General features: G+C 38.4%; 22 protein-coding genes. 21 read left to right on the plus strand and 1 reads right to left on the minus strand.

Annotated features, from left to right (window positions below; genetic code table 11):
• The first annotated feature begins 144 nt into the window (after positions 1 to 144).
• From H0Z31_07245 to fxsA, 7 genes are all read left to right on the plus strand, one after another.
• Positions 145 to 1383, plus strand: a complete 1239-nt coding sequence (locus tag H0Z31_07245) for an NAD-dependent malic enzyme (GenBank protein ID MBO8177232.1) — start codon at positions 145 to 147, stop codon at positions 1381 to 1383.
• Between the two features lie 5 nt (positions 1384 to 1388).
• Complete coding sequence (locus H0Z31_07250; protein ID MBO8177233.1) at positions 1389 to 2009, plus strand: FadR family transcriptional regulator; 621 nt, start codon at positions 1389 to 1391, stop codon at positions 2007 to 2009.
• Between the two features lie 101 nt (positions 2010 to 2110).
• The gene (locus tag H0Z31_07255) at positions 2111 to 2980 is read left to right on the plus strand and encodes an acetyl-CoA carboxylase carboxyltransferase subunit beta (GenBank protein MBO8177234.1); all 870 of its coding nucleotides are present in this window, start codon (positions 2111 to 2113) and stop codon (positions 2978 to 2980) included.
• Positions 2974 to 3954, plus strand: a complete 981-nt coding sequence (accA, locus tag H0Z31_07260; protein MBO8177235.1) for an acetyl-CoA carboxylase carboxyl transferase subunit alpha — start codon at positions 2974 to 2976, stop codon at positions 3952 to 3954. Before H0Z31_07255 ends, accA begins: the two co-directional genes overlap by 7 nt.
• Positions 3955 to 4301: 347 nt before the next feature.
• Complete coding sequence (pfkA, locus tag H0Z31_07265; GenBank protein ID MBO8177236.1) at positions 4302 to 5261, plus strand: 6-phosphofructokinase; 960 nt, start codon at positions 4302 to 4304, stop codon at positions 5259 to 5261.
• Positions 5262 to 5290: 29 nt separating this feature from the next.
• Positions 5291 to 7051: a pyruvate kinase gene (pyk, locus tag H0Z31_07270; GenBank protein MBO8177237.1), complete on the plus strand. Its 1761-nt coding sequence runs from the start codon at positions 5291 to 5293 to the stop codon at positions 7049 to 7051.
• A gap of 415 nt (positions 7052 to 7466) precedes the next feature.
• On the plus strand, positions 7467 to 7853 hold the full coding sequence (gene fxsA, locus H0Z31_07275) for a membrane protein FxsA (protein MBO8177238.1): 387 nt from the start codon (positions 7467 to 7469) through the stop codon (positions 7851 to 7853).
• A gap of 44 nt (positions 7854 to 7897) precedes the next feature.
• Here fxsA and ytvI read toward each other — a convergent pair whose 3' ends face one another.
• Positions 7898 to 9016 (minus strand): sporulation integral membrane protein YtvI, encoded by a 1119-nt coding sequence (ytvI, locus tag H0Z31_07280; GenBank protein MBO8177239.1) that lies wholly within the window; start codon positions 9014 to 9016, stop codon positions 7898 to 7900.
• A gap of 402 nt (positions 9017 to 9418) precedes the next feature.
• On the opposite strand from ytvI, the gene citZ reads away from it, so the two are divergent.
• From citZ to H0Z31_07350, 14 genes are all read left to right on the plus strand, one after another.
• Positions 9419 to 10537, plus strand: coding sequence for a citrate synthase (gene citZ / locus H0Z31_07285; GenBank protein MBO8177240.1), 1119 nt, complete (start codon positions 9419 to 9421; stop codon positions 10535 to 10537).
• 103 nt (positions 10538 to 10640) lie between these two features.
• Positions 10641 to 11912: an NADP-dependent isocitrate dehydrogenase gene (gene icd, locus H0Z31_07290; GenBank protein ID MBO8177241.1), complete on the plus strand. Its 1272-nt coding sequence runs from the start codon at positions 10641 to 10643 to the stop codon at positions 11910 to 11912.
• Positions 11913 to 11984: 72 nt separating this feature from the next.
• On the plus strand, positions 11985 to 12923 hold the full coding sequence (mdh, locus tag H0Z31_07295; GenBank protein ID MBO8177242.1) for a malate dehydrogenase: 939 nt from the start codon (positions 11985 to 11987) through the stop codon (positions 12921 to 12923).
• A 200-nt stretch (positions 12924 to 13123) separates the two neighbouring features.
• A complete protein-coding gene (locus tag H0Z31_07300; protein MBO8177243.1) occupies positions 13124 to 13600 on the plus strand; it encodes a MaoC family dehydratase N-terminal domain-containing protein in 477 nt (158 codons plus the stop codon).
• Between the two features lie 197 nt (positions 13601 to 13797).
• Complete coding sequence (locus H0Z31_07305) at positions 13798 to 14511, plus strand: response regulator transcription factor (protein MBO8177244.1); 714 nt, start codon at positions 13798 to 13800, stop codon at positions 14509 to 14511.
• Positions 14508 to 16268 carry a PAS domain-containing protein gene (locus tag H0Z31_07310; GenBank protein MBO8177245.1) on the plus strand — a complete coding sequence of 587 codons (1761 nt, stop codon included), beginning with the start codon at positions 14508 to 14510 and terminating at the stop codon, positions 16266 to 16268. The genes H0Z31_07305 and H0Z31_07310 overlap by 4 nt, the downstream gene beginning before the upstream one ends.
• A 207-nt stretch (positions 16269 to 16475) precedes the next feature.
• Entirely contained in the window at positions 16476 to 17435 is a 960-nt protein-coding gene (gene hflK, locus H0Z31_07315; protein ID MBO8177246.1) for an FtsH protease activity modulator HflK, read from the plus strand.
• The gene (locus tag H0Z31_07320; GenBank protein MBO8177247.1) at positions 17428 to 18363 is read left to right on the plus strand and encodes a protease modulator HflC; all 936 of its coding nucleotides are present in this window, start codon (positions 17428 to 17430) and stop codon (positions 18361 to 18363) included. Before hflK ends, H0Z31_07320 begins: the two co-directional genes overlap by 8 nt.
• A gap of 156 nt (positions 18364 to 18519) precedes the next feature.
• On the plus strand, positions 18520 to 21144 hold the full coding sequence (polA, locus tag H0Z31_07325; protein ID MBO8177248.1) for a DNA polymerase I: 2625 nt from the start codon (positions 18520 to 18522) through the stop codon (positions 21142 to 21144).
• A gap of 27 nt (positions 21145 to 21171) precedes the next feature.
• Positions 21172 to 21993 carry a DNA-formamidopyrimidine glycosylase gene (gene mutM / locus H0Z31_07330; protein MBO8177249.1) on the plus strand — a complete coding sequence of 274 codons (822 nt, stop codon included), beginning with the start codon at positions 21172 to 21174 and terminating at the stop codon, positions 21991 to 21993.
• Between the two features lie 70 nt (positions 21994 to 22063).
• Complete coding sequence (ytaF, locus tag H0Z31_07335; GenBank protein MBO8177250.1) at positions 22064 to 22693, plus strand: sporulation membrane protein YtaF; 630 nt, start codon at positions 22064 to 22066, stop codon at positions 22691 to 22693.
• Positions 22694 to 22718: 25 nt separating this feature from the next.
• Positions 22719 to 23321 carry a dephospho-CoA kinase gene (locus tag H0Z31_07340; protein ID MBO8177251.1) on the plus strand — a complete coding sequence of 201 codons (603 nt, stop codon included), beginning with the start codon at positions 22719 to 22721 and terminating at the stop codon, positions 23319 to 23321.
• Between the two features lie 192 nt (positions 23322 to 23513).
• Positions 23514 to 24539 (plus strand): glyceraldehyde-3-phosphate dehydrogenase, encoded by a 1026-nt coding sequence (locus H0Z31_07345; GenBank protein ID MBO8177252.1) that lies wholly within the window; start codon positions 23514 to 23516, stop codon positions 24537 to 24539.
• Between the two features lie 428 nt (positions 24540 to 24967).
• Positions 24968 to 25348, plus strand: coding sequence for an S-adenosylmethionine decarboxylase proenzyme (locus tag H0Z31_07350; protein MBO8177253.1), 381 nt, complete (start codon positions 24968 to 24970; stop codon positions 25346 to 25348).
• Positions 25349 to 25469 lie beyond the last annotated feature (121 nt).

The following is a 25469-nucleotide window of genomic DNA, read 5'->3' on the forward strand; positions in this document are numbered from 1 at the left end:
AATAAGATGCTCATTAAGTGAATGTAAGAATCAAAGAAGAAATTCTTTACATTTGTTAGAATTATGTTATATTTGTAAGAGATTCATGTGGTCAGACCACTATGTAGGGAAAAGAAGTCTGAACTGTTGAAGGAGTGTATACCCATGACATTACGTGAAGAAGCATTACATATGCATCGTGTTCATAGAGGAAAACTTGAATCAAAATCAAAGGTGGAAGTTCGTAATGCGAAAGATTTGAGTTTAGCATATTCTCCTGGAGTGGCTGAACCTTGTAAAGTGATTTACGATAAGCCGGAGACGGTTTATGACTATACGATGAAAGGAAATATGGTTGCTGTCGTATCTGACGGGACTGCCGTATTAGGATTAGGAAATATCGGTCCTGAAGCCGCTCTGCCAGTTATGGAAGGAAAAGCGGTATTATTTAAAAGCTTTGCGGGAGTAGATGCGTTCCCGATTTGTTTGAATACGACTGATGTTGATAAAATTGTCGAAACGGTAAAATTATTAGAACCAACTTTCGGTGGAGTAAACTTAGAAGATATTGCCGCGCCAAACTGTTTCATTATTGAGGAACGTTTAAAGAAAGAAACAAACATTCCAATTTTCCATGATGACCAGCATGGTACAGCGATTGTAACAGTTGCGGGGCTTGTGAATGCTTTGAAACTTGTTGGCAAAAAAATGTCCGAAATTAAAGTTGTTGCTAACGGGGCTGGCGCAGCAGGAATTGCCATTATAAAGCTTTTATATAGTTATGGTGTTCGAGACATTATTATGTGCGATTCGAAAGGTGCTATTTATGAAGGGCGTCCTTATGGGATGAACGAAGTAAAAGCAGAAGTAGCTAAGTTTACAAATAGAGATAGATTGTCAGGTAGTTTAGCAGATGTTATTAAAGGAGCAGATGTCTTTATTGGTGTGTCTGTAGCGGGTGCTTTAACGGAAGAAATGGTTCGTTCAATGAATAGGGACCCAATTATTTTTGCGATGGCAAACCCGGTTCCTGAAATTATGCCAGAACAAGCAAAGGCAGCAGGAGCTAAAGTAGTCGGGACAGGTCGATCTGACTTCCCAAACCAAGTAAATAACGTACTTGCATTCCCTGGAATTTTCCGCGGGGCATTAGATGTTCGTGCGACGCACATTAATGAAAAAATGAAGGTAGCGGCAGTAGAAGCCATTGCCGGACTTATTGAAGAGCATGAATTAAGCCCTGATTACGTCATTCCAGCTCCGTTTGATCCACGAGTGGCACCAGCTGTTGCTGCTGCGGTGGCTAAAGCAGCTATGGAAACTGGTGTTGCGCGCTTAAAAGCTGATCCAGAAGAAATTCGAAAACGGACGATGGAAATGGCGGTCATTGGAAAAAGTGAGTGATGAAAATGAATACATCGCGCTCACAATCAAAGGTATATATTGAAATTGTGGAAAGTATCCGTGAAATGATTCAAAAAGATGGTCTGCAACCAGGAGACCGTCTTCCTTCTGAACGAGAATTGAGTGAGTCTTTAGGGGTTGGACGTTCATCTGTACGAGAAGCGCTTCGTTCCCTTGAATTGCTCGGATTAATTGAAACAAGAAGAGGAGAAGGTACGTTCATTCGGGATTTTAAAGATCATCGACTCGTTGAGCTGTTAAGTACGTTTATTTTAACCGACGGAAAAGTGCAAGAAGACATTTTACAAACACTCTTTTCCGTTGAACAAGCATGTTTATTGCTTATGAAGCGTCAAGCTACTTTCCATACCGACGTTTTTAATGAACTTTTGCATGCTGACAAAAATGAAAACGGTGAACATTTATGGTGTAAACTGTTTTCAGTACTAGACAACCGTTTACTAATGAAAATTTGGTCAATACTTTATGAATACGCACATCCTTTAAATCGAGAAACAAACATATCGGTTGAATCTTTTCAACATTTAATTCAAGCACTTGTAAACGGGACGGAAGAGGATGTCATTTTGCAATATAGACGTATTCGCAATTTGTCGGATGCTTAACGACACCGTATTACAAACAATTAACGCATTTTAAAGTACATTGGTTAAGACAAACATCTTTAACAGGAAAGTCGAATGCCTTACGTAAGGGAGGGTCATCATTGTTAAAGGAATTATTTGCGAAGAATAAGAAAAAGAAATACGCCACCATCCCTTCAGAAGCAGCCAAACAAGATGTGCCTGAAGGAATTATGACAAAATGTCCACAATGTAAAAAAATTATGTATACAAAAGAGCTTGAAAAAAATTTAAAAGTATGCTCGCATTGTGGGTATCATCACCAAATGAATGCCCATGAACGTATTCAAAGCTTACTTGACGAAGGATCATTTCAAGAATTTGATCAAAACATGGTTTCTACAAACCCGCTCCAGTTCCCTGACTACTTAGAAAAACTAGAAAAGGACCGTCAAAAATCTAAATTAAATGAAGCTGTTGTCACTGGAATCGGAAAAATTAATGGCTTTGAAGTGGTCATTGCGATTATGGATTCAAGTTTCCGAATGGGAAGTATGGGTTCGGTCGTAGGCGAAAAGATCACAAGAGCAATTGAATTAGCGATGGAACGATCATTACCTTTCATTATTTTTACTGCTTCCGGTGGCGCACGGATGCAAGAAGGAGTTTTATCCTTAATGCAAATGGCTAAAACGAGCGCTGCATTAAAAGCGTTTAGTGAAAAAGGTGGACTCATTATTTCCGTGATGACTCATCCGACAACTGGTGGGGTATCAGCAAGTTTTGCGTCCCTAGGAGATTATAACTTTGCTGAGCCCGGTGCATTGATTGGCTTTGCTGGACGTCGAATCATTGAACAAACGATTCGCGAGGAGCTTCCTGAAGATTTCCAAACGGCCGAGTTTTTATTAAAACACGGTCAATTAGATGCGGTGATTTCCCGTCTAGAATTAAAGGACAAGTTAACAACAGTCTTAGACATCCACCATGCTGGAGGTGAGGGCGGATGGTAAACACGTTAGAATTTGAACGTCCGGTCGTTGAACTGCGCCAAAAAATTGCCGAACTAAAAGAATTCACGAAAACCTCTGACGTGGATTTGTCATCTGAAATTGAAAAATTAGAGGCAAGACTTGAAAATTTAGAAAAAGAAATATACGAAAATATGAAGCCGTGGGATCGAGTACAAATTGCTCGACATCCACAACGACCTACAACGTTAGATTATATTTCTTATTTATTTACTGATTTTATGGAATTGCATGGGGATCGTTTATACGGTGATGATGAAGCCATTGTCGGTGGAATTGCGAAATACCACGGGTTACCGGTTACGGTCATCGGACATCAACGCGGAAAAGATACGAAAGAAAACATTCGTCGAAATTTCGGTATGCCTCATCCAGAAGGCTATCGAAAAGCGTTACGCCTCATGAAACAAGCTGAAAAGTTTTCACGTCCGATTATTTGTTTTATAGATACAAAAGGGGCGTATCCTGGGAAGGCTGCTGAAGAGCGTGGCCAAAGTGAAGCTATTGCTAGAAATCTGTTTGAAATGGCTGGTTTGAAAGTACCGATTGTATGTATTGTCATCGGTGAAGGTGGAAGTGGTGGAGCGCTGGCATTAGGAGTTGGAAACCATATTCACATGCTTGAAAACTCAACTTACTCTGTTATTTCTCCTGAAGGTGCAGCAGCGCTTCTTTGGAAGGATTCCTCTTTAGCAAAACGGGCGGCAGAAACGATGAAAATTACGGCTCCAGACTTAAAAGAACTTGGCATTATTGATGAAATCATTCCAGAAGTACGTGGAGGAGCTCATCAAGATGTGAAAGCTCAAGCGGAAGAAATCGACAAAGTCTTAAAAACATCGCTTCAACAATTGATGCAGTTAAGCGAAGACGAATTAGTTGCTCATCGATACGATAAGTATAAACAAATTGGTGAATATACAACAATCCAAACATTGGAAGAAGTGAAATCATAATGAAACCACAGCTGACTCAACACCTCATTGGGTCAGCTGTTCCTTTTTTGAAAAAATTTAGACAAATTTAAAACGCTTTCAGTTACCTAATAATTTCGTCTTTTTTTAACTCAGTTGAGATACATTTCTCTTCATGTTATGTTAGAAATGCTTGAAGTGTATATAAAAAAAGGGGCATGAATTCCTGATAGATACTGTTAAATTTAGGAAATGACGTACATAGTAATACTAGAACTTTTTTACATCTGATACGTCTTCCTTCAAATGTCTCATATTTGTCATACGCTTAAATAAGTTTAAGCACAATACATGTGAAAGAGTTAACAAATTGTTGGAGGGATCTTCAAATGAAACGAATTGGTGTTTTAACGAGCGGTGGCGACGCACCTGGTATGAATGCAGCTGTTCGAGCAGTTGTTCGAAAAGCGATTTACCATGGATTAGAAGTATACGGTGTGTATCAAGGGTATAATGGATTAATTAATGGAAATATTAAGAAATTGGAACTCGGTTCAGTAGGAGATATTATTCATCGTGGCGGCACGATTTTACGTTCAGCACGTTGTGAAGAATTTAAAACAAAAGAAGGACAAGCAAAAGGGATTGAACAATTGAAAAAATTTGGAATCGAAGGGCTTGTTGTTATTGGCGGAGACGGTTCATACCGTGGAGCTCAAAAACTAACAGAACAAGGCTTCCCATGTGTCGGTATTCCAGGAACTATCGATAATGACATCCCAGGAACAGATTTTACGATTGGTTTTGACACAGCGTTAAATACCGTGATTGAAGCGATTGACAAAATTCGCGATACAGCAACGAGTCATGAGCGGACGTTCGTCATTGAAGTAATGGGACGGGACGCTGGTGATATTGCGCTATGGTCTGGGCTTGCCGGTGGAGCAGAAACGATTTTAATTCCAGAAGATCCATTCAACATCGACGAAATTGTCGAACGCCTTCGAAAAGGACAAGAACGTGGCAAGAAACATAGTATTATTGTTGTTGCTGAAGGAGTTATGAGCGGTACTGAGTTTGCTCAAAAATTAAAAGATGCGACAAATATGGAAACGCGTGTCTCTGTATTAGGGCATATTCAACGTGGGGGTTCTCCAACTGCCTTCGACCGAGTATTAGCTAGCCGTTTAGGAGCACGTGCAGTAGAATTGTTATTGGAAGGAAAAGGTGGCCGGGCTGTTGGAATCGTCAACAATAAGCTTGTTGATTACGATATTCTTGAATTATTTGACATGCCACATCAATTGGATCTCAAAATGTATGAATTATCAAAAGAACTTTCGATCTAATCGTATATAACAATGGAGGTTTTATACGCATGAGAAAAACAAAAATTGTTTGTACCATTGGTCCTGCAAGTGAAAGTGTTGAGAAGTTAGTACAACTAATGGAAGCGGGTATGAACGTCGCTCGTCTTAACTTCTCTCACGGAGACTATGAAGAACATGGACAACGGATTAAAAACATTCGCGAAGCAGCAAAAATCACTGGGAAAACAGTAGGGATTTTACTTGATACAAAAGGTCCAGAAATTCGTACACATACGATGGAAAACGGAGCGATTGAATTAAAAGAAGGTACTAATGTCATCGTCTCCATGAAAGAAGTTGTTGGAACACCAGAAAAATTCTCGATCACCTATCCAGGTTTAATTGATGATGTAGAAGTTGGTTCTAAAATATTATTAGACGACGGATTAATCGGGTTAGAAGTCACTCAAATTGATAAAGAAAACGGTGAAATTCATACGAAAGTATTAAATAGCGGAACATTAAAAAATAAAAAAGGTGTGAATGTACCTGGAGTTTCCGTCAAACTTCCTGGTATTACAGAAAAAGATGCGAACGATATTGTGTTCGGTATCGAACAAGGTATTGATTTTATCGCTGCATCTTTTGTTCGTCGAGCATCTGACGTATTAGAAATTCGTGAATTACTTGAAAAACATCATGCAACACACATTCAAATTATTCCAAAGATTGAGAATCAAGAAGGCGTTGACAACATCGACGAAATTTTAGAAGTGTCAGACGGCTTAATGGTTGCGCGTGGGGACTTGGGAGTAGAAATTCCGGCTGAGGAAGTACCGCTTGTGCAAAAAGCATTGATTAAAAAATGTAATGAACTTGGAAAACCTGTTATAACGGCTACACAAATGCTTGATTCAATGCAACGCAATCCACGTCCGACTCGTGCCGAAGCAAGTGACGTTGCCAATGCAATTTTTGACGGAACTGATGCTATTATGCTTTCTGGAGAAACTGCAGCTGGTTTATATCCAGTAGAAGCAGTACAAACAATGCATAATATTGCTTCTCGTGCAGAACAAGCGTTAGATTACCGAAAAGAACTTTCTAATCGTACAAAAAAATGTAACCACACCATGACAGATGCGATTGGACAATCGGTTGCACATACAGCTTTAAACTTAGATGTGAATGCGATTGTGACACCGACGGAAAGCGGCCATACTGCTAAAGTCATTTCTAAATATCGTCCGAAAGCCCCGATTGTTGCAGTTACATCTGACGAATCAGTTTCACGTCGTCTTGCCCTTGTATGGGGAGTGTATCCACAATTAGGTAAGCGAGTAGATACCACAGACGAAATGCTTGAGATGGCTGTTCATGAAAGCTTAAATAGCGGTATCGTTTCTCACGGAGACATTGTCGTTATTACAGCAGGTGTTCCTGTTGGTGAAACTGGTACAACGAACTTAATGAAAATTCACGTCGTTGGCGATATTTTAGCTAAAGGTCAAGGAATTGGTCGCCGTTCCGCATACGGGAAAGTAGTTATTGCTAAAACGGCTGAAGAAGCATTACAAAAAGTGACAGAAGGATCTGTTCTTGTCACTTTAGGAACAGATAAAGAAATGATTCCTGCGATCGAAAAATGTAGTGCAGTAATTACTGAAGAAGGCGGATTAACAAGTCATGCCGCTGTGGTCGGTATTAACTTAGGCATTCCTGTCATCGTTGGTGTAGAAAATGCGGTTGGTATGTTAAAAGACGGACAAGAAATTACCGTCGATGCTGCTCAAGGTGTTATTTACAATGGACATGCCAGCGTGCTTTAATTGATGGTAAGACTGACTTTTCCTGTTTTTTAGGGAGAGTTGGTCTTTTTTTATTAAAAGGCTATGTTATGTTTCATTGTTGATTTTTAGCAAGTTGTTCACACGGCGGCGACTCCAGCGGGAACAATAAGACAAGCAAGACCCTTACTTGAGCGTAGCGAGGGATGCGGCTTGCGGCTTGCCCGCGGAAAGCGTCCGCCACAAGCGTAATGTATACATATCAACAATATCATTTAACTGAGCCACTTAAAAATATTGTGTACTCATATGATAAGAAATGGATAGAAACCGATAATAGTAGAAAGTATAAGGGAAAGGTGTCAAGTAAAATGTTGTATAACCTTTGGTACATACTTTTAGATAAAAATATGATATACTTTCACATAATAAAAAAGATGGGGGATCGATTTTTCGAATGAGATACTTGATTTTATTATTAATTGTTATGCCTGCCTTAGAAATTGGGCTGCTTCTATATTCAGGAAAAGTGTTAGGAGTATTACCAACGGTGTTTCTCATTATTTTCACAGGGGTATTAGGCGCCTATTTAGCTAAAAAACAAGGATTAGATATTTTGAACCAAGCGAAAAAAGAACTACAATACGGTCGAGTACCAAGTGAAGCAATCATCGACGGATTATTTGTTCTTGTTGGAGGTACGGTGTTACTTACGCCCGGGTTTATTACTGATACACTCGGATTTTTATTCCTTTTCCCATACACACGTCGATGGTTCAAACCTCTCGTTTATCGCTTGTTTCGAAAATGGATTGACAAAGGGAATATCATTATACTGCGGTAACTAAAAAGAGCTGACTGCTTAACCGGGTCAGCTCTTTTTAGTTGTTAGTTTGTTTTTGGTCCCATAATAAAATTCCATACATCACGAAACACATTCGCTCGATTTAGTGCGCATAGTACCACTAAAGCGACAGGCCCTAAAATGAGTCCTAAAAATCCAACAAGCTTAAAGCCAACAAATAAGGCGACCAGCGTAGCGAGTGGATCGAGCCCGATGCTTGATGATAAAATTTTAGGTTCCATAAATTGACGCTGAACAACGACGACCAAATAAAGAACTCCTAATCCGATTCCTAAACCAATATTACCTGTTACGATTTCATAAATAATCCAAGGGACAAAAATGGCCCCTGTTCCTAAATAAGGTAGAATATCGACCACTCCGATAATTAAGGAAATGGTAATCGCATAATCTACTCGCAAAATTAACAAACCGATCAATACGATGACAGTTGTGATTGAAATCAATGTCAATTGAGCACGGATGAAACCAACTAACGCTTTCTTTAAATCATTAAATACGGTCCGCCCACTCAATTGAGCTTTTTCTGGTAACCAACGGACGAATAGATTTTTCAAGCGGTCCCAATCTTTGCTAATAAAGAATGTAGCCAACATGGAGAAGACTAGGACGGTCGCCACGTTTGGAATCCATGAAATTAAAATAGGTAACTTTTGAAAAAAGGATTGAATAAACGTTCCAACGCTTGAGGCGATTTTTTCACCTGTGTTTTGGATATTCTCTATAATCGTTTCTTGCTGGCTAGCGTCTAAATTATTAAAAAAGCTTGAAGCGTAATTATAAAACGGAATGACTTGAGCGGTAATTAACTGCTCTCCATATTCAATCAATGTGGCAAAATGTTTTGGGACGATTTGTGCTAAATAGTCAGCTCCTGACACAATTTCAGCGATTAGAAGCGTAATTAGCCCTATCAACAGCCCGATAATAATGACCAATGCAATAAAAACAGCAATTCCTCTTGGCATTTTTGCTTTTTTCTCTAATAAGTTCACGAGTGGATTAATCATTAATGCAATTAAAATAGCAATAATAAATGGATATGTCAGCTTTGACAATTCAATCAATGTCCATCCGCCAAAAAAGACGATGCCGACAACGAGTAAAAATCGAATGGTGCGATTTATGTAGACAATGTTCAATCATTTTCCCTCCTATATCAAGGTTATACTTTAATTTTAAGTGTCCTCTCTTCTAAAAAAAAGTACTAATCTACTCTACGAATCAAACGAATTGGAGATTCAATTATCAAGATATTTTTTCACTTCCTCAACATGATTTCCAGCCTCCACTGTTTTTATATGTTTTTCTAAAAAAATATTTTTTAAATATTTTAAGTTGTTTGGATTCACAAAAGTCTGATAATTGTTTATAATAAGAATGTAAGCGCATCCCAATTTTATCCTTCATTTGTAAAACGATTTGGACAAGCAAACTGTAGCAGTGTTGAACAAGCGCTCGCTTGTCGTTTGGAAAAGCTTTTAACACCCACTCATAGTTTCATGAGTGATAGGGAAATTATAAAGGCAAAGGAGAGATGGTTTATGACAGCTACTCGCGGTCTTGAAGGCATTGTAGCGACAACATCTTCAATTAGCTCCATTATTGATGACACCCTTACATATGTTGGGTACAACATTGATGATTTAGCAGAACACGCAAGCTTTGAAGAGGTTATTTATTTGCTTTGGCATCGTCGTCTACCAACAAAAGCTGAATTGGATGAGATTAAAAAAGATTTGGCAGAAAATGCGGAATTACCGAAAGAAGTTCTAGACCACTTTAAAACATATCCAATTAAACAAGTTCACCCAATGGCAGCTCTTCGCACAGCGGTTTCTTTATTAGGATTATTTGACCCTGAAGCGGACGAAATGACAGAAGAAGCGAACTATCGTAAAGCGATTCGTTTACAAGCAAAAATACCAACAATTGTTACTGCGTTTTCTCGTATTCGCAAAGGGTTAGAACCGGTTGCTCCACGAAAAGATTTAAGTTTTGCGGCTAATTTCTTGTATATGCTTACTGGAAACGAACCTGATGAAATTGCGGTGGAAGCGTTTAACAAAGCGCTTGTTTTACATGCCGATCATGAATTAAATGCGTCTACATTTACGGCTCGTGTTTGTGTTGCGACCCTTTCCGACGTGTATTCAGGTATTACATCGGCCATCGGTGCTCTAAAAGGACCTTTACATGGTGGTGCTAACGAGCAAGTAATGAAAATGTTAACAGAAATTGGATCTATCGAAAATGTAGAACCATATATTCACAACAAGTTGAACAATAAAGAAAAAATTATGGGCTTTGGCCATCGCGTTTATCGTAAAGGTGATCCTCGTGCAAAACATTTACGTAAAATGTCTGAAAAACTGACGAAACTTACAGGTGAACCTCATTGGTATGACATGTCTACAAAAATTGAAGAAATTGTTACATCTGAAAAAGGCTTACCACCTAACGTCGATTTCTATTCTGCGTCTGTGTACCATAGCCTAGGAATCGATCATGATCTATTTACCCCAATTTTTGCCGTAAGCCGCGTATCCGGATGGTTAGCTCATATTTTAGAGCAATATGCAAACAATCGTCTCATCCGTCCGCGTGCTGAATACACAGGTCCTGGTAAGCAACAATACGTACCAATTGAACAGCGTGGATAATCCTCTATTTACAAATATTAAAAATATTGATTCAATAGTTATTGAATAAAGGTTAGAGGCGTCATGCTTTCTAACCTTTGATATTGAAATTGGAGGGAATAGCATGTCACAAGGTCAAAAAATCACTGTAGAAAATGGAGTATTAAACGTACCAAATGATCCGATTATTCCATTTATTGAAGGAGACGGAACAGGTCCTGACATTTGGGCAGCAGCTTCCCGTGTTCTTGACGCTGCAGTAGAAAAAGCGTACAATGGCGAACGCAAAATTGTTTGGAAAGAAGTCTACGCAGGTGAAAAAGCATATAAAAAAACAGGTGAATGGCTACCACAAGAAACATTAGATACGATTCGTGAATATTTACTTGCGATTAAAGGTCCACTTACTACACCAGTTGGTGGAGGTATTCGTTCATTAAACGTTGCGCTTCGTCAAGAACTTGACTTGTTTGTGTGCTTACGTCCAGTTCGTTACTTTGAAGGTGTTCCTTCTCCTGTGAAACGTCCACAAGATACAGATATGGTCATTTTCCGTGAAAATACAGAAGATATTTATGCCGGTATTGAATATGCGAAAGGAACGGAAGAAGTAAAGAAAGTTATTGATTTTTTACAAAATGAAATGGGCGTGAAGAAAATTCGCTTCCCAGAAACATCTGGTATTGGTATTAAGCCAATTTCTGAAGAGGGTACAAAACGTCTCGTTCGTGCCGCTATAAACTATGCGATTAAGGAAGGACGTAAATCAGTCACCCTTGTACATAAAGGGAACATCATGAAATTTACTGAAGGTGCGTTTAAAAATTGGGGTTACGAATTAGCTGAAGAAGAATTTGGAGATAAAGTATTTACATGGGCACAATACGACCGTATTAAAGAAGCGGAAGGTGTCGAAGCGGCAAACAAGGCTCAAGCAGAAGCAGAAGCACAAGGAAAAATTATCGTAAAAGATGCTATTGCAGATATTTTCTTACAGCAAGTGTTAACACGTCCACGTGAGTTTGACGTTGTTGCCACAATGAACTTAAATGGTGACTATATTTCTGACGCATTAGCGGCCCAAGTTGGTGGTATCGGTATCGCACCAGGAGCAAACATTAACTATGAAACTGGACATGCTATTTTCGAAGCAACACACGGTACCGCTCCAAAATATGCTGGTTTAGATAAAGTCAACCCATCTTCTGTGATCCTTTCTGGCGTGCTTATGCTTGAACATTTAGGATGGAATGAAGCTGCTCAACTGATTATTGAAGCGATGGAAAAAACAATTGCTTCTAAAGTGGTTACTTATGACTTTGCTCGTTTAATGGAAGGCGCTACGGAAGTAAAATGTTCCGAATTTGCCACAGCTTTAATTGAAAATATGGGTTAATATTAATAAGAGAGCTTACCGATTTGGAAAGCCTCTTACATAAGTTGAAAAGAATAAAGGGGGACGTAACAGATGGCAATGAAGCGTAAAAAAATCTCAGTCATTGGTGCAGGATTTACTGGAGCAACAACGGCCTTTTTACTTGCTCAAAAAGAACTAGGGGATGTTGTGCTTGTGGATATTCCTCAATTGGAAAATCCTACAAAAGGTAAAGCCCTTGACATGCTTGAAGCTGGACCAGTACTAGGGTTCGATGCGAGTATTATCGGAACTTCTAACTACGAAGATACGAAAGACTCCGATATTGTCGTCATTACAGCAGGTATTGCGCGTAAGCCAGGTATGAGCCGGGATGACTTAGTCCAAACAAACCAAAAAATTATGAAAGAAGTTACAAAACAAGTAGTTAAATATTCTCCTAATTGTTATATTATCGTTTTAACAAACCCTGTTGATGCGATGACATACACTGTATATAAAGAATCTGGATTCCCGAAAAACCGTGTTATCGGACAATCTGGTGTTCTTGATACAGCTCGTTTCCGCACATTTGTTGCGCAAGAACTAAATCTTTCTGTAAAAGATATCACTGGTTTCGTCTTAGGTGGACACGGTGACGATATGGTACCGCTTGTACGTTACTCTTATGCTGGTGGTATCCCGTTAGAAAAGTTAATTCCGAAAGATCGCCTCGATGCGATTGTTGAACGGACACGTAAAGGTGGCGGAGAAATCGTTAATTTATTAGGTAACGGGAGTGCGTACTACGCTCCAGCAGCGTCCCTCGTTGAAATGGTAGAAGCCATTGTGAAAGATCAACGTCGGGTTCTTCCTGCTATTGCTTACTTAGAAGGAGAATACGGATTTGAAGGTATTTATTTAGGAGTTCCAACCATTTTAGGTGGAAACGGACTAGAACAAGTGATCGAACTTGAATTAACAGAAGAAGAAAAAGCAGCTCTAGAAAAATCAGCTCAGTCTGTTCGAAATGTTATGGCGGTATTAGTTTAATCAATGATTTAGTGTCGAGTGGAGAAAACTCCCTCGGCACTTTTTTATTGAATAGTATTGATGAAATAATTTTTCTTTGAATGGGGATGCTAAAAATGATATAATTATAAATAACAGAACATAATGATTATTCTATATTTTATATACAATTATTTTTATTATAAATTGTAACCGTTTTCAAAATAATGGAGGTGCTAGGCATGTTGTTAGGAAGAAAAATTAAGCTAGGTCGAAAAATTGGAGAAATTAGCGTTGGAGAAAAGCTATCGTTAACAGAGAAAATTGAAGACAAAGACCTTTTACTCTATTTGGGATTAACAAATGATGCCAATCCACTATACATTCAACACGATTACGCGTCACAAACTCCGTTTAAAAAACCAATCGTGCCAACTGTAATGATTAATGGAATTATTACATCTGCTATCTCGAAATACTTGCCAGGTCCTGGATCACATGTTGTTGGTCAACAACTGGAATTTCCAAAACCAGTGTATCATTACGCAACAGTGGAATTCTTATTCGAAATCATTGACATCGATTCGGAAAATCATACAATCATCGTAAAAGTACAAGGAACAAACGAAGAGGGAGAAACGGTTGTTCAAGGAACGGTATCTGTATGCCCTCCGCATAAATTAGAGCAAATGACAGGAAGAGCATTAGAAAACTTCTAATAACATCCCACTACATTTCATAATTTTTTTAGAGTGCTCCAAGCGAGCGCTTTTTTTATTAATCATTTTTCAGTAATTCCATCGATTTTTTAGTAAAAAATACAAAGGAGAAACATTGGGTTTTTTCACGTCATTTTATATAATAAAGAAAGAACGGCTTGCTTATATGAAGGGGAATAAAATTTTTGGAGGAGCTTATGAGTATAAAAGTACTTGTTGTTGATGATGAACAATCAATCAGTACACTTCTTGAGTACAATTTAAAACAAGCAGGCTTTGATGTAATAACCGCCTCTGATGGAGAAGAGGGGAAAGAAAAAGCTATATCTGAAAAGCCAGATTTTATTATTTTAGATTTAATGATGCCCAAATTAGATGGCATGGAAGTATGTAAACAATTACGACAACTAAAAATATCTACGCCGATTTTAATGTTAACGGCAAAAGATGATGAATTTGATAAAGTATTAGGGCTTGAATTAGGGGCAGACGATTACATGACCAAGCCGTTTTCCCCTCGGGAAGTCGTCGCTCGAGTAAAGGCAATTTTACGCCGGACGCAGCATGAAGTCAAATCTTCTCTGTCTGCGGAACCAAAAGATTTTATTCAAGTTGGAGACGTCAAAGTGTTTCCTGAACAGTATGAAGCATATTTTCAAGATCGCTTGTTGGAACTGACTCCGAAAGAGTTCGAACTACTCCATTACTTAATGAAAAATAAAGGTCGCGTCATGACTCGAGATCAGTTGTTAAGCTCTGTTTGGAATTATGATTTTGCCGGTGATACGCGAATCGTTGACGTCCATATCAGTCATTTGCGCGAAAAAATTGAACAAAATACGAAAAAACCAACGTATATTAAAACCATTCGGGGCTTAGGGTATAAGTTTGAGGAGCCAAAACGTTCATGACCCGCTTTAAAACGAGATTATTATTTGCACTTATTACATTAATTTTTACTGTTTTTATTGGTCTCGGGTTACTCCTTGGTCAATTGTTTCAAAACTATTATTTACACGGATTTAATGAACGAATGAAGAAAGAAACCGAATGGATTACGCATTTCATCGAAAAAAGCGGTGGAATCGATGAACTCAATGAAGAACAACTGCATCGCTTTAGTGACCTGATGGATTTACGTTTAACCATCATTCGGATAGATGGGACGGTTATATTTGATAGTGGTTCTAAAAAAGAAACGGTACCTGGCCATCAGGAAATGATAACGAAAATAGGCAAAGTATCGAAAGAAAAAGGTTATGAATCGCTGAATGGCGATATTCAATATTATTGGCAGTCCATTAAAGACGATGCACAAGAACGAGAAGCGTATACGGTCGTTAGCACTCAAATAAATGTATTAGAAAAAGTGAATCGGCAAATTTGGATTTTGTTAGCCGTCACTCTCGGCATTGCTTTAGTGGTCATTATTCTGCTTGGTGCTAAAATTACCGATCGCTATACAAAGCCTATTGAGTCGGCTACGAAAGTCGCTATTGAACTTGCAAAAGGGAATTACCGGGCCCGGACGTATGAAGACCATGTAGATGAAACAGGGATGTTAAGCACATCCATTAATATATTGGCACGTAATCTTCAGGATATGGTAAAAGCCCATTCTATGCAAAAAGATCGGCTGACTACCTTAATTGAAAACATGGGAAGCGCCCTTATTTTAATTGATGGTCGAGGTTACGTCAGCTTAATCAACCGGGCGTATAAAGAAATTTTTCAAGTACAGCCATCGAAATTTTTATTTAAACGATACCATGAGGTTATTGAGCAAGAAGAAATAAAAAAATTAATCGAAGAAGTGTTTATGACAGAAAAGGGGATTCGTCGCCAAATTCTCCTCCCATTAAAAATTGAACGAAAGCACTTTGAAGTTTATGGCGCTCCGATTATTGGGACAAACGATGAGTGGAAAGGAATTGTCCTTGTTTTCCATGATATTACCGAGCTGAAAAAGTTGGAACAAATGCGCAAAGACTTTGTTGCTAACGTTTCCCATGAATTAAAAACACCGGTCACCTCTATCAAAGGGTTTACAGAAACATTGTTAGATGGAGCGATGCATGACCCTGAAACGCTAAAACAATTTTTAACGATTATTTTAAAAGAAAGCGATCGTTTACAAAACTTAATTCATGATTTACTTGATTTATCGAAAATTGAACGGCAAGGATTTACGTTGTCTATCGAACAGGTCCATTTAGATAAACTATTAAAAGAAGTAGTGGCCGTTCTAGAAGGAAAAGCAAAGGAAAAGCAAATCCAACTGTTGTATGAAGAAAACGGGGCTCCTGTTATTGAAGGGGATAACGCAAGATTAAAACAAGTGTTTATGAACATTATTAGCAATGGAATCAACTATACTCCTTCTGGGGGAATAGTGAAAGTCTCTATTCATGAAAATGAATCAACAGTTACCGTCAACGTTAAAGATACAGGTATTGGAATTGCGGAGGAAGAAATTCCGAGAATTTTTGAACGTTTCTACCGTGTAAGTAAAGATCGAAGTCGCAATTCTGGAGGGACTGGGCTTGGTTTGGCAATCGTAAAACATTTAGTAGAAGCTCATAAGGGAAAAATAATGGTAACAAGTCAATTAGGGGTAGGAACGACATTTTCGATTGTTTTACGAAAAAAACTTTCTCAAAATGGATGATTATTTACAGTCTCTTTACATTCCTTTTAATTGGAATTAATATACCGTTGCTACAATTGTTTACGAAAACCCCTTCATCCAAGGAGCCGAAAAAGAGAAGGTGAGAACTGACCCCGTTCTCACCTTCTCTTTTTCTATTTTTATGGAACTTTTGTCACAAATTATTCGTATATAAAGTAAAACATCCATCATGAAAGGAAGAGATGTATGAATTTAAGGAAACTTTATTTGATGACGGGATTATTTATTTCTGCACTCATTATTTTTGCTGTTGTCCTTACTACTTGGTATACCGTCGATGAGTCAGAGCAAGCGGTCATTTTAACGTTTGGTAAAGCAGACCAGACGATACAAGAACCGGGACTTCATTTTAAACTACCATGGCCTATTCAAACAGTCGAAAAACTATCAAAAGAAACGTTTAGCCTTCAGTTTGGCTATGAAGAAGAAAATGGGAAAATTAGGGATTTTCCAGAAGAAACAAAAATGATTACGGGTGATGAAAATATCGTTCTAGCTGACCTTGTTGTGCAATGGAAAATTACGAATCCGAAAAACTATTTATTTAATGCCGAAGACCCAGAAGAAATTTTACATGATGCGACTTCTGCCGCGCTACGGAGCATTATCGGCAGTTCAAAAATTGATGATGCCTTAACATCAGGAAAAGCGGAAATTGAAGCAGAAGTGCGAGAATTATTAACATCGTTAATTGACAAATATGATATTGGGATTTCCGTTTTAGCCGTGAAATTGCAAGACGTTGAACTACCGAACGATGAAGTTCGCCGGGCATTTACAGCTGTTACCGATGCACGTGAGACGATGAACACAAAGATTAATGAAGCGAAAAAATATCGCAACAAACAATTAAATGAAGCATTAGGAGAAAAAGACGCCATTATCTCTAAAGCAGAAGGGGATAAAGCAGCTCGAATTGAACGTGCCCGTGGGGATGTTGCGGTCTTTAATAAGCTGTATGAAGAATATAAAAACAATCCAAACATTACGCGTGAACGATTAGTATTAGAAACGTTGGAGCAAGTGCTACCAAATGCTGAAATTTATATTATGAATGACGATGGAAGTACGCTTAAATATTTCCCCATTCGACCGTTAGAGAAGCAAGAACCTCCGAAAGTAGAAGGAAGTGATTCGAATGAGTGATCAAAATGTGATTAATATGAATGAAAGACAAAGAACGGGTTTTGAATGGCGAAAATATTCTCGCTTTGGTATTTTCTTATTAGTCCTTCTTGCGTTGTTCCTTCTTGTGATTTCTAATGTGTTTATCGTTAAAGAAGGAGAGTACAAAGTCGTTCGTCAATTTGGGGAAGTCGTTCGAATCGTGAAAGAACCAGGATTAAACTATAAAATTCCATTTATTCAAAGCGTTAGCACACTCCCTAAATATCAGCTCATGTACGATGTATCAGAAGCAGAAATTAATACAAAAGATAAAAAGCGAATGCTTGTTGATAATTATGCAGTATGGAAAATTATCGACCCGAAAAAAATGATTACAAATGCTCGAACATTAACCAATGCGGAATCAAGAATGGAAGAATTTATTTATTCTGTTGTTCGTGCTGAATTAGGGCAACTGAACTACGATGAAATTATCAATGATGAAAAATCGTCCCGCGGTAGTTTAAATGACCGTGTCACAGCGAAAGTCAATGAACTATTAGCCAAAGACGAATACGGGATTGTCGTTGTTGACGTCCGAATGAAACGTACGGATTTACCGGAAGAAAACGAAAATTCCGTTTATACGCGAATGATTTCTGAACGGGAATCAAAAGCTCAGGAGTATTTATCTAAAGGGGACGCAGAAAAGAATCGAATTACCGCTCAAACGGATCGTGAAGTAAAAGAAATTATATCGAAAGCTGAAGCTGACGCAGAAGTGATTCGGGCGGAAGGAGAAGCGCAGGCTGCAAAAATTTATAACGAATCATTTTCCAAAGATCCAGAGTTTTATTCGTTGTACCGGACATTACAAACGTATAAACGTACCATTAATGAAGATACCGTAATAATCATTCCATCCGATTCACCATATGCGAAAATATTATCCGGTTATTTTGAATAACGAATAAACGATCTTTATAAGCTAGACCAATTAAAATAAGGAAACTCCATACCTCTCTGTTTTTTTCCTTTCTGAATCAAACATGATAAAATAAAGGAAAAAATGGAGAGGTTTTTATACGCAAGAAAACCTACGATTGGTAGGAAGGAGTAGGGTATGAAAAAGAAAATTGTATTAATTGATGGAAATAGTATTGCATACCGGGCTTTTTTTGCCTTGCCATTATTAAATAACGATAAAGGTGTACATACAAATGCCGTTTATGGGTTTTCCATGATGTTAAGAAAAATTATTGAGGAAGAACAACCAACCCATATGTTAGTCGCGTTTGATGCAGGAAAAACAACGTTCCGGCATGAAACGTATAAAGAATATAAAGGCGGCCGTCAAAAGACACCTCCTGAATTATCCGAGCAATTCCCTTTTATTCGTGAATTGTTAGATGCATACGGTATTCCACGGTATGAACTGGAAAATTACGAAGCAGATGACATCATTGGAACTCTTTCTTTACAGGCAGAAAAAGAAGGATTTGAAGTTATCGTTATTTCTGGTGATAAAGACTTAACACAACTTGCATCTGATTACACAACCGTTTCCATTACGAAAAAAGGGATTACGGATTTAGAAAAGTATACACCTGCTCATATACAAGAAAAATACGGTATCTCCCCAGAACAAATCATTGATATGAAGGGGTTAATGGGAGATTCGTCAGACAATATTCCAGGTGTACCAGGGGTTGGCGAAAAAACAGCCTTAAAATTATTGCATCAGTTTCATTCGATCGAAAATATTTTCGAATCATTGGATGAAGTAAACGGGAAAAAGTTAAAAGAAAAATTAGCAGCAAATAAAGATATGGCATTAATGAGTAAAAAACTAGCAACAATTACACGCAAAGCGCCTGTAAACATATCTTTAGGTGATTTAGAATATCGGGGATCGAATGAAAGCCAATTAATTTCCCTATATAAAGAGCTTGGTTTTCAATCTTTGCTAGAAAAAATGAATACGGTAACGGATCAGGGGTCTACCAGTCAATTAGAAACAGTAAACTGGGAAATCGTACAAGAAGTGTCGGAAGAAATGTTTGCCAATGAAAACGCTCTGTATGTAGAAATGCTAGGTGAAAATTATCACACAGAAGAAATTGTAGGGATTGGAATAGCAAACGAAAAAGGGAATTTCTTCATCTCTCCAGATGTAGCGTTTCAATCGGATGTGTTTAAACATTGGGTGGAAAATCCCAACCAGAAAAAATGGGTGTTTGATGCGAAACGAACAAAAGTGGCTCTACGGAGAAATGGGGTAGAGCTTGACGGAATTGAATTTGACCTATTGCTAGCGGCTTATTTAATTAATCCAGCCCATTCTTCCGAAGAAGTAGCTGCCGTTGTTTCTGGGCAACTTGTCCAATGTGATGAAGCCGTTTATGGAAAAGGGGCCAAACGCCAACTTCCTGATTTAGAGGTATATGCAGAACACATTGTTCGCAAAGCGGTAGCTATTGCCCAAGAAAAAGAGAAGGCGCTCGAGCAATTACGGGAAAATGAACAATTCGAGCTATTTTATGATTTAGAGATGCCGTTATCGCTAATTTTAGCAGATATGGAATCAAGAGGTGTTCAAGTGGATGTGGAACGACTTCATCAAATGGGAGAAGAATTAAAACAACAATTATCGGCCATCGAAGAACGTATTTATGAACTAGCTGGCGAAACATTTAACATTAATTCTCCGAAACAGCTTGGAGTCATTTTGTTTGAAAAACTCGGTCTCCCTGTAATCAAAAAGACGAAAACAGGGTATTCCACTTCTGCGGACGTCTTAGAAAAGCTTGCTCCAGAGCATGAAATTATTCAAGAAATTTTACATTATCGCCAATTAGGGAAGCTGCAATCAACGTATATTGAAGGGCTATTGAAAGTAGTTCATCCAGATACAAATAAAGTGCATACCCGCTTTAATCAAGCGCTCACACAAACCGGCCGACTCAGTTCAACGGACCCTAACCTACAAAACATTCCGATTCGATTGGAAGAAGGCCGAAAAATTCGTCAGGCGTTTGTCCCATCTGAGGAAGGATGGGTGATTTTCGCTGCTGATTATTCCCAAATTGAATTACGGGTTCTTGCCCATATTGCTGGAGACGAAAAACTGATCGACGCATTTAAGCAAGATATGGACATTCATACGAAAACTGCGATGGATGTGTTCCATGTGTCTCAAGAAGAAGTGACTTCTAATATGCGTCGTCAAGCAAAAGCGGTGAACTTTGGCATCGTGTATGGAATTAGTGATTACGGATTGTCTCAAAACTTAGGTATTACAAGAAAAGAAGCAGGAGAATTTATTAAGCGTTATTTCGAAAGTTACCCAGGAGTAAAAGCATATATGGAGGACATCGTTCAAGAAGCAAAACAAAAAGGATATGTATCCACTTTACTACATCGCCGTCGGTATATCCCTGAGATTACAAGTCGTAATTTTAATGTGCGGAGCTTTGCAGAACGGACGGCCATGAATACGCCGATTCAAGGAAGTGCCGCTGATATCATTAAAAAAGCGATGGTTGAGATGGATGCTGCTTTAAAAGAGCATGGCTTACAAGCTCGGATGTTGCTTCAAGTACATGATGAACTCATTTTTGAAGCACCGAAAGAAGAAATAGAAACCCTTAAAAAAATCGTCCCTGAAGTGATGGAAAACGCCATTGAGTTACGCGTTCCATTAAAAGTAGATTATGCGTACGGGGATACATGGTACGATGCGAAATAACCATCACCCTATGGAAGGTGAATGAACTTGCCAGAACTGCCTGAAGTCGAAACTGTCAGAAAAACATTAGCTGATTTAGCGATTGGTCGAACCATTCGTCACGTATCCGTTTATTGGCCAAATATAATCAAATATCCAACCGTAGAACAATTCCAGCGTTCCTTACAAAATGAACGAATCGAACAAGTTGGCCGGCGTGGGAAGTTTTTAATCATTTACACGAATCGTTGGGCACTTGTCTCCCATTTACGGATGGAAGGAAAATATCGACTTCTTCCTTCCGACTCACCGCTTGAGAAACATATGCATGTCGTCTTTCATTTTACTGATGGAACGGAATTGAGATATCACGATGTTCGTAAATTTGGAACGATGCACTTGTATCGTAAAGGTGACGAATGGAAAAATCCACCGTTAAACCGATTAGGTGTAGAACCACTCTCCGATGATTTTACCTTTCAACAAATTCGTTCCATTTGCTTATCGACAAGTCGGAAAATAAAAGTGGTTCTTTTAGATCAACAAAAAATAGCGGGTTTAGGGAATATTTATGTAGATGAAGTGTTATACCAATCATCCATTCATCCTGAGCGGGCGGCTAATACGTTATCGGAAGAAGAAATTATCACATTGCATCAAGCCATTCAACAAACGTTGCAGGAAGCCGTTAAGCTTGGGGGAACAACCATTCGGACGTATAAGAATACCCAAGGAAAAATCGGTACGTTTCAAACTCGATTGTTAGCATACGGACGAGTCGGAGAGCAGTGTCAAAAGTGTGGCCGACCGATCGAAAAAATAAAAGTAGGGGGACGGGGAACTCATATTTGTACGTTTTGTCAACGATAAAAAGTTTGAACGTGGTCAAAGCTCCTTCCATATACTTTATATTGACATTTCATAGGAAGGGGCTTTTTCGATGACACCAATCGTTTCACTGATCATGTTGGCATTTGCCGTGAGCCTAGATAGCTTTAACGTTGGCCTAACGTACGGCATGAGAAACATGAAAATACCCCTAAAATCTGTATTAATCATTGCCCTTTGCTCCGTAGGCTCACTTTTAACGGGTATGTTTGTAGGGAAAATGATTGGTGCGTTTTTTTCGTCAGAAATAGCTGATCGAGTTGGCGGATTAATTCTTGTTTTTCTTGGACTTTGGGTACTGTATCAATTGATTCATCCGAACAACGATAAAGAGGAAAAAGAGCGTATATTATTGAATTTTGAAATTGCCTCCCTTGGCTTAGTGATTCACATTTTAAAAAAACCGTTATCTGCTGATATTGACCAATCCGGAACGATTACGGGCTTAGAAGCATTTCTACTAGGACTCGCTTTGTCCCTCGACGCTTTTGGAGCAGGCGTAGGTGCCGCCATGTTAGGTTTTTCCCCCTTATGGCTGGCGATTTATGTGAGTTGTATGAGCACATTATTTGTTTTAACGGGCCTCTCGATAGGTCGTACGGTATCTGAAATCGCGTGGATGAAGAAACTATCTTTTTTACCAGGTCTTTTATTAATTTTTCTAGGTCTTATTAAAATGTAGATATGTTTTAAGGAAGGATGGAGTAATGGTTTTGGTAATTGGTTTAACAGGTGGTATCGCAAGTGGAAAAAGCACGGTGTCCAATATGTTACGAAGTCGAGGATTTACGATTATTGATGCAGACATCACTGCACGGGAAGTGGTTCAAATAGGGGAACCAGCGTATAGAGAAATCGTTAATACATTTGGAAAAGACATTTTACTTGAAGATCAAACGATAAACCGTCAAAAATTAGGGGAAATTGTTTTTTCGGATCCTACTGAACGGGAGAAGTTAAATCGAATCGTCCATCCAGCTGTTCGAAAGCGAATGCTAGAGTTAAAGGAAGAGGCAATTCGAGAAGGCAAACAGACCGTAATATTTGATATTCCTTTATTGTTTGAAAGTAAACTTACTCATATGGTCGAAAAAACGATCGTTGTCTATGTTTCTCCAGATGTGCAGCTACGAAGATTGATGAAACGAAACAACTTCACGGAAGAAGAAGCGAAAGCTCGTATTTCAGCCCAATTACCATTAAAACAAAAGGCGGAATGGGCCGATGCCGTCATTTATAATGATGGATCATTAATTGAAACAGAACGGCAATTAGACCAAATCATTGCAGGATGGAAGTTAATACCATGATATTTCTGTAAAACCTGGCATAAGCCAGGTTTTTATTGCGTACAAGGAAAAAATGTATTACAACTTAAAATTCAGAATAATAAAAAAATAATAAATAAGCAAATTAATCATTACACATTTTTGAAAATATGTTATACTAATTACGACTGGAATACCTAAAAAGTATAACGTTAATATAGGGGGAAGCCGAAAATGAAGGCAAGAATTGCAATTAACGGCTTTGGTCGTATTGGAAGAATGGTTTTTCGTAAAGCAATTTTAGACGGAAATTTAGAAATTGTAGCTGTCAATGCCAGCTATCCAGCAGAAACGTTAGCCCATTTAATTAAGTATGACACAAATCATGGTAAGTTTGAGGCAGACGTTCAAGCAGATGAAAACGCCTTAATTGTAAATGGTCATAAAGTGAAATTGCTCAATCATCGTGACCCACGTGAATTACCATGGAAAGAGCTTGATATTGATATTGTCATTGAGGCGACAGGAAAATTTAATTCCCGTGACAAAGCGGTCTATCATTTACAAGCAGGAGCTAAAAAAGTGATTTTAACGGCACCTGGAAAAAATGAAGATGTAACCATTGTGATGGGAGTAAATGAAGACGTATTAGACGTGACCAAACACGATATTATTTCGAATGCATCTTGTACGACTAACTGTCTAGCTCCTGTAGCGAAAGTATTGGATGAGCAATTTGGCATTGTGAATGGTTTAATGACCACTGTTCATGCTTATACAAATGATCAGAAAAACATTGACAATCCACACAAAGATTTACGTCGTGCGCGTGCATGTGCTCAATCCATTATTCCGACAACTACTGGAGCAGCTAAAGCTTTATCAAAAGTTTTACCTCAATTAGAAGGCAAACTACATGGTATGGCGTTACGAGTCCCAACTCCAAATGTGTCCCTTGTGGACTTAGTTGTCGATTTAAAACGTGATGTAACGGTAGAGGAAGTAAATGAAGCATTTATTCAAGCTGCTGATAGTAAATTAAAAGGAATTTTACAATTTACGACCGAACCACTTGTTTCCATCGATTTTAATACAAATCCACATTCAGCGATTATCGATGGACTATCTACGATGGTTATGGAAGGTCGAAAAGTGAAAGTATTGGCATGGTACGACAACGAATGGGGTTATTCTTGTCGTGTCGTGGATTTAGCGAACTATGTGGCTGAACAAATGAAAACAGTTGTTCATGTAGGATAATTTATATTCACAGGTTAGATGATCTTTTCCCTAATAGCTTATTTCTGTCGATATTCTGTGTTCCTGATTATATATATGTTAGTAGGCTAATTATTTGGTAAGCTCAAATAATTAGCTTTTTTTTTCTTAAACGATGCAAGATGACAAAGTCTAAGATAACGAACCGAGAAAAATGAAGTGTTATTGATTTTTTTACTGATTTCAATTCGAAGAAAATTTCTAGAAAAAATTTAAAATCAATTATTGCAAAAAAAAATTAAACAAAGTATACTATGACTCGTGAACTTCTTAACTGTTTGTAATTGGGAAATAACTACTTAAAGGGTTAGGACCTCTTCGGACTAACTTTCCCCCGTGGTAGTTATGTTACAGGCAATCAATTTGAAATCTTTGATTAAAAAATATTAGATCAAAGGGGGAAGCGATCGATGGAAACAATGGGTCGTCACATAATTTCTGAACTTTGGGGTTGTGATTTTGACAAATTAAACGATATGGAACAAATTGAAAAAATCTTCGTTGATGCTGCTCTAAAATCTGGTGCGGAAATTCGCGAAGTAGCATTCCATAAGTTTGCTCCACAAGGTGTTAGTGGTGTTGTCATCATTTCAGAATCACATTTAACTATTCACAGTTTCCCAGAGCATGGATATGCAAGTATTGACGTGTACACTTGCGGCGATTTAGATCCAAATATTGCTGCTGACTATATCGCAGAAGCACTTGGAGCCCAAACACGTGAAACAATCGAAATTCCTCGTGGAATGGGTCCAATTCAAGCAAAAGAATCGAAAGTAAAAGCATTATAATGGAAAAGAGGTGTAGCAATACGCCTCTTTTTTTTGTTGTGCGCCCGGCATGGGTGTAATCTATAAAGTGAAAGTCCCGAACTGTGAAGGCAGAAGTAGCAGTTAGCTTAACGCAAAGGTG

It is taken from the genome of Bacillus sp. (in: firmicutes), assembly GCA_017656295.1.
In the GTDB taxonomy this organism is placed as follows: domain Bacteria; phylum Bacillota; class Bacilli; order Bacillales; family JACDOC01; genus JACDOC01.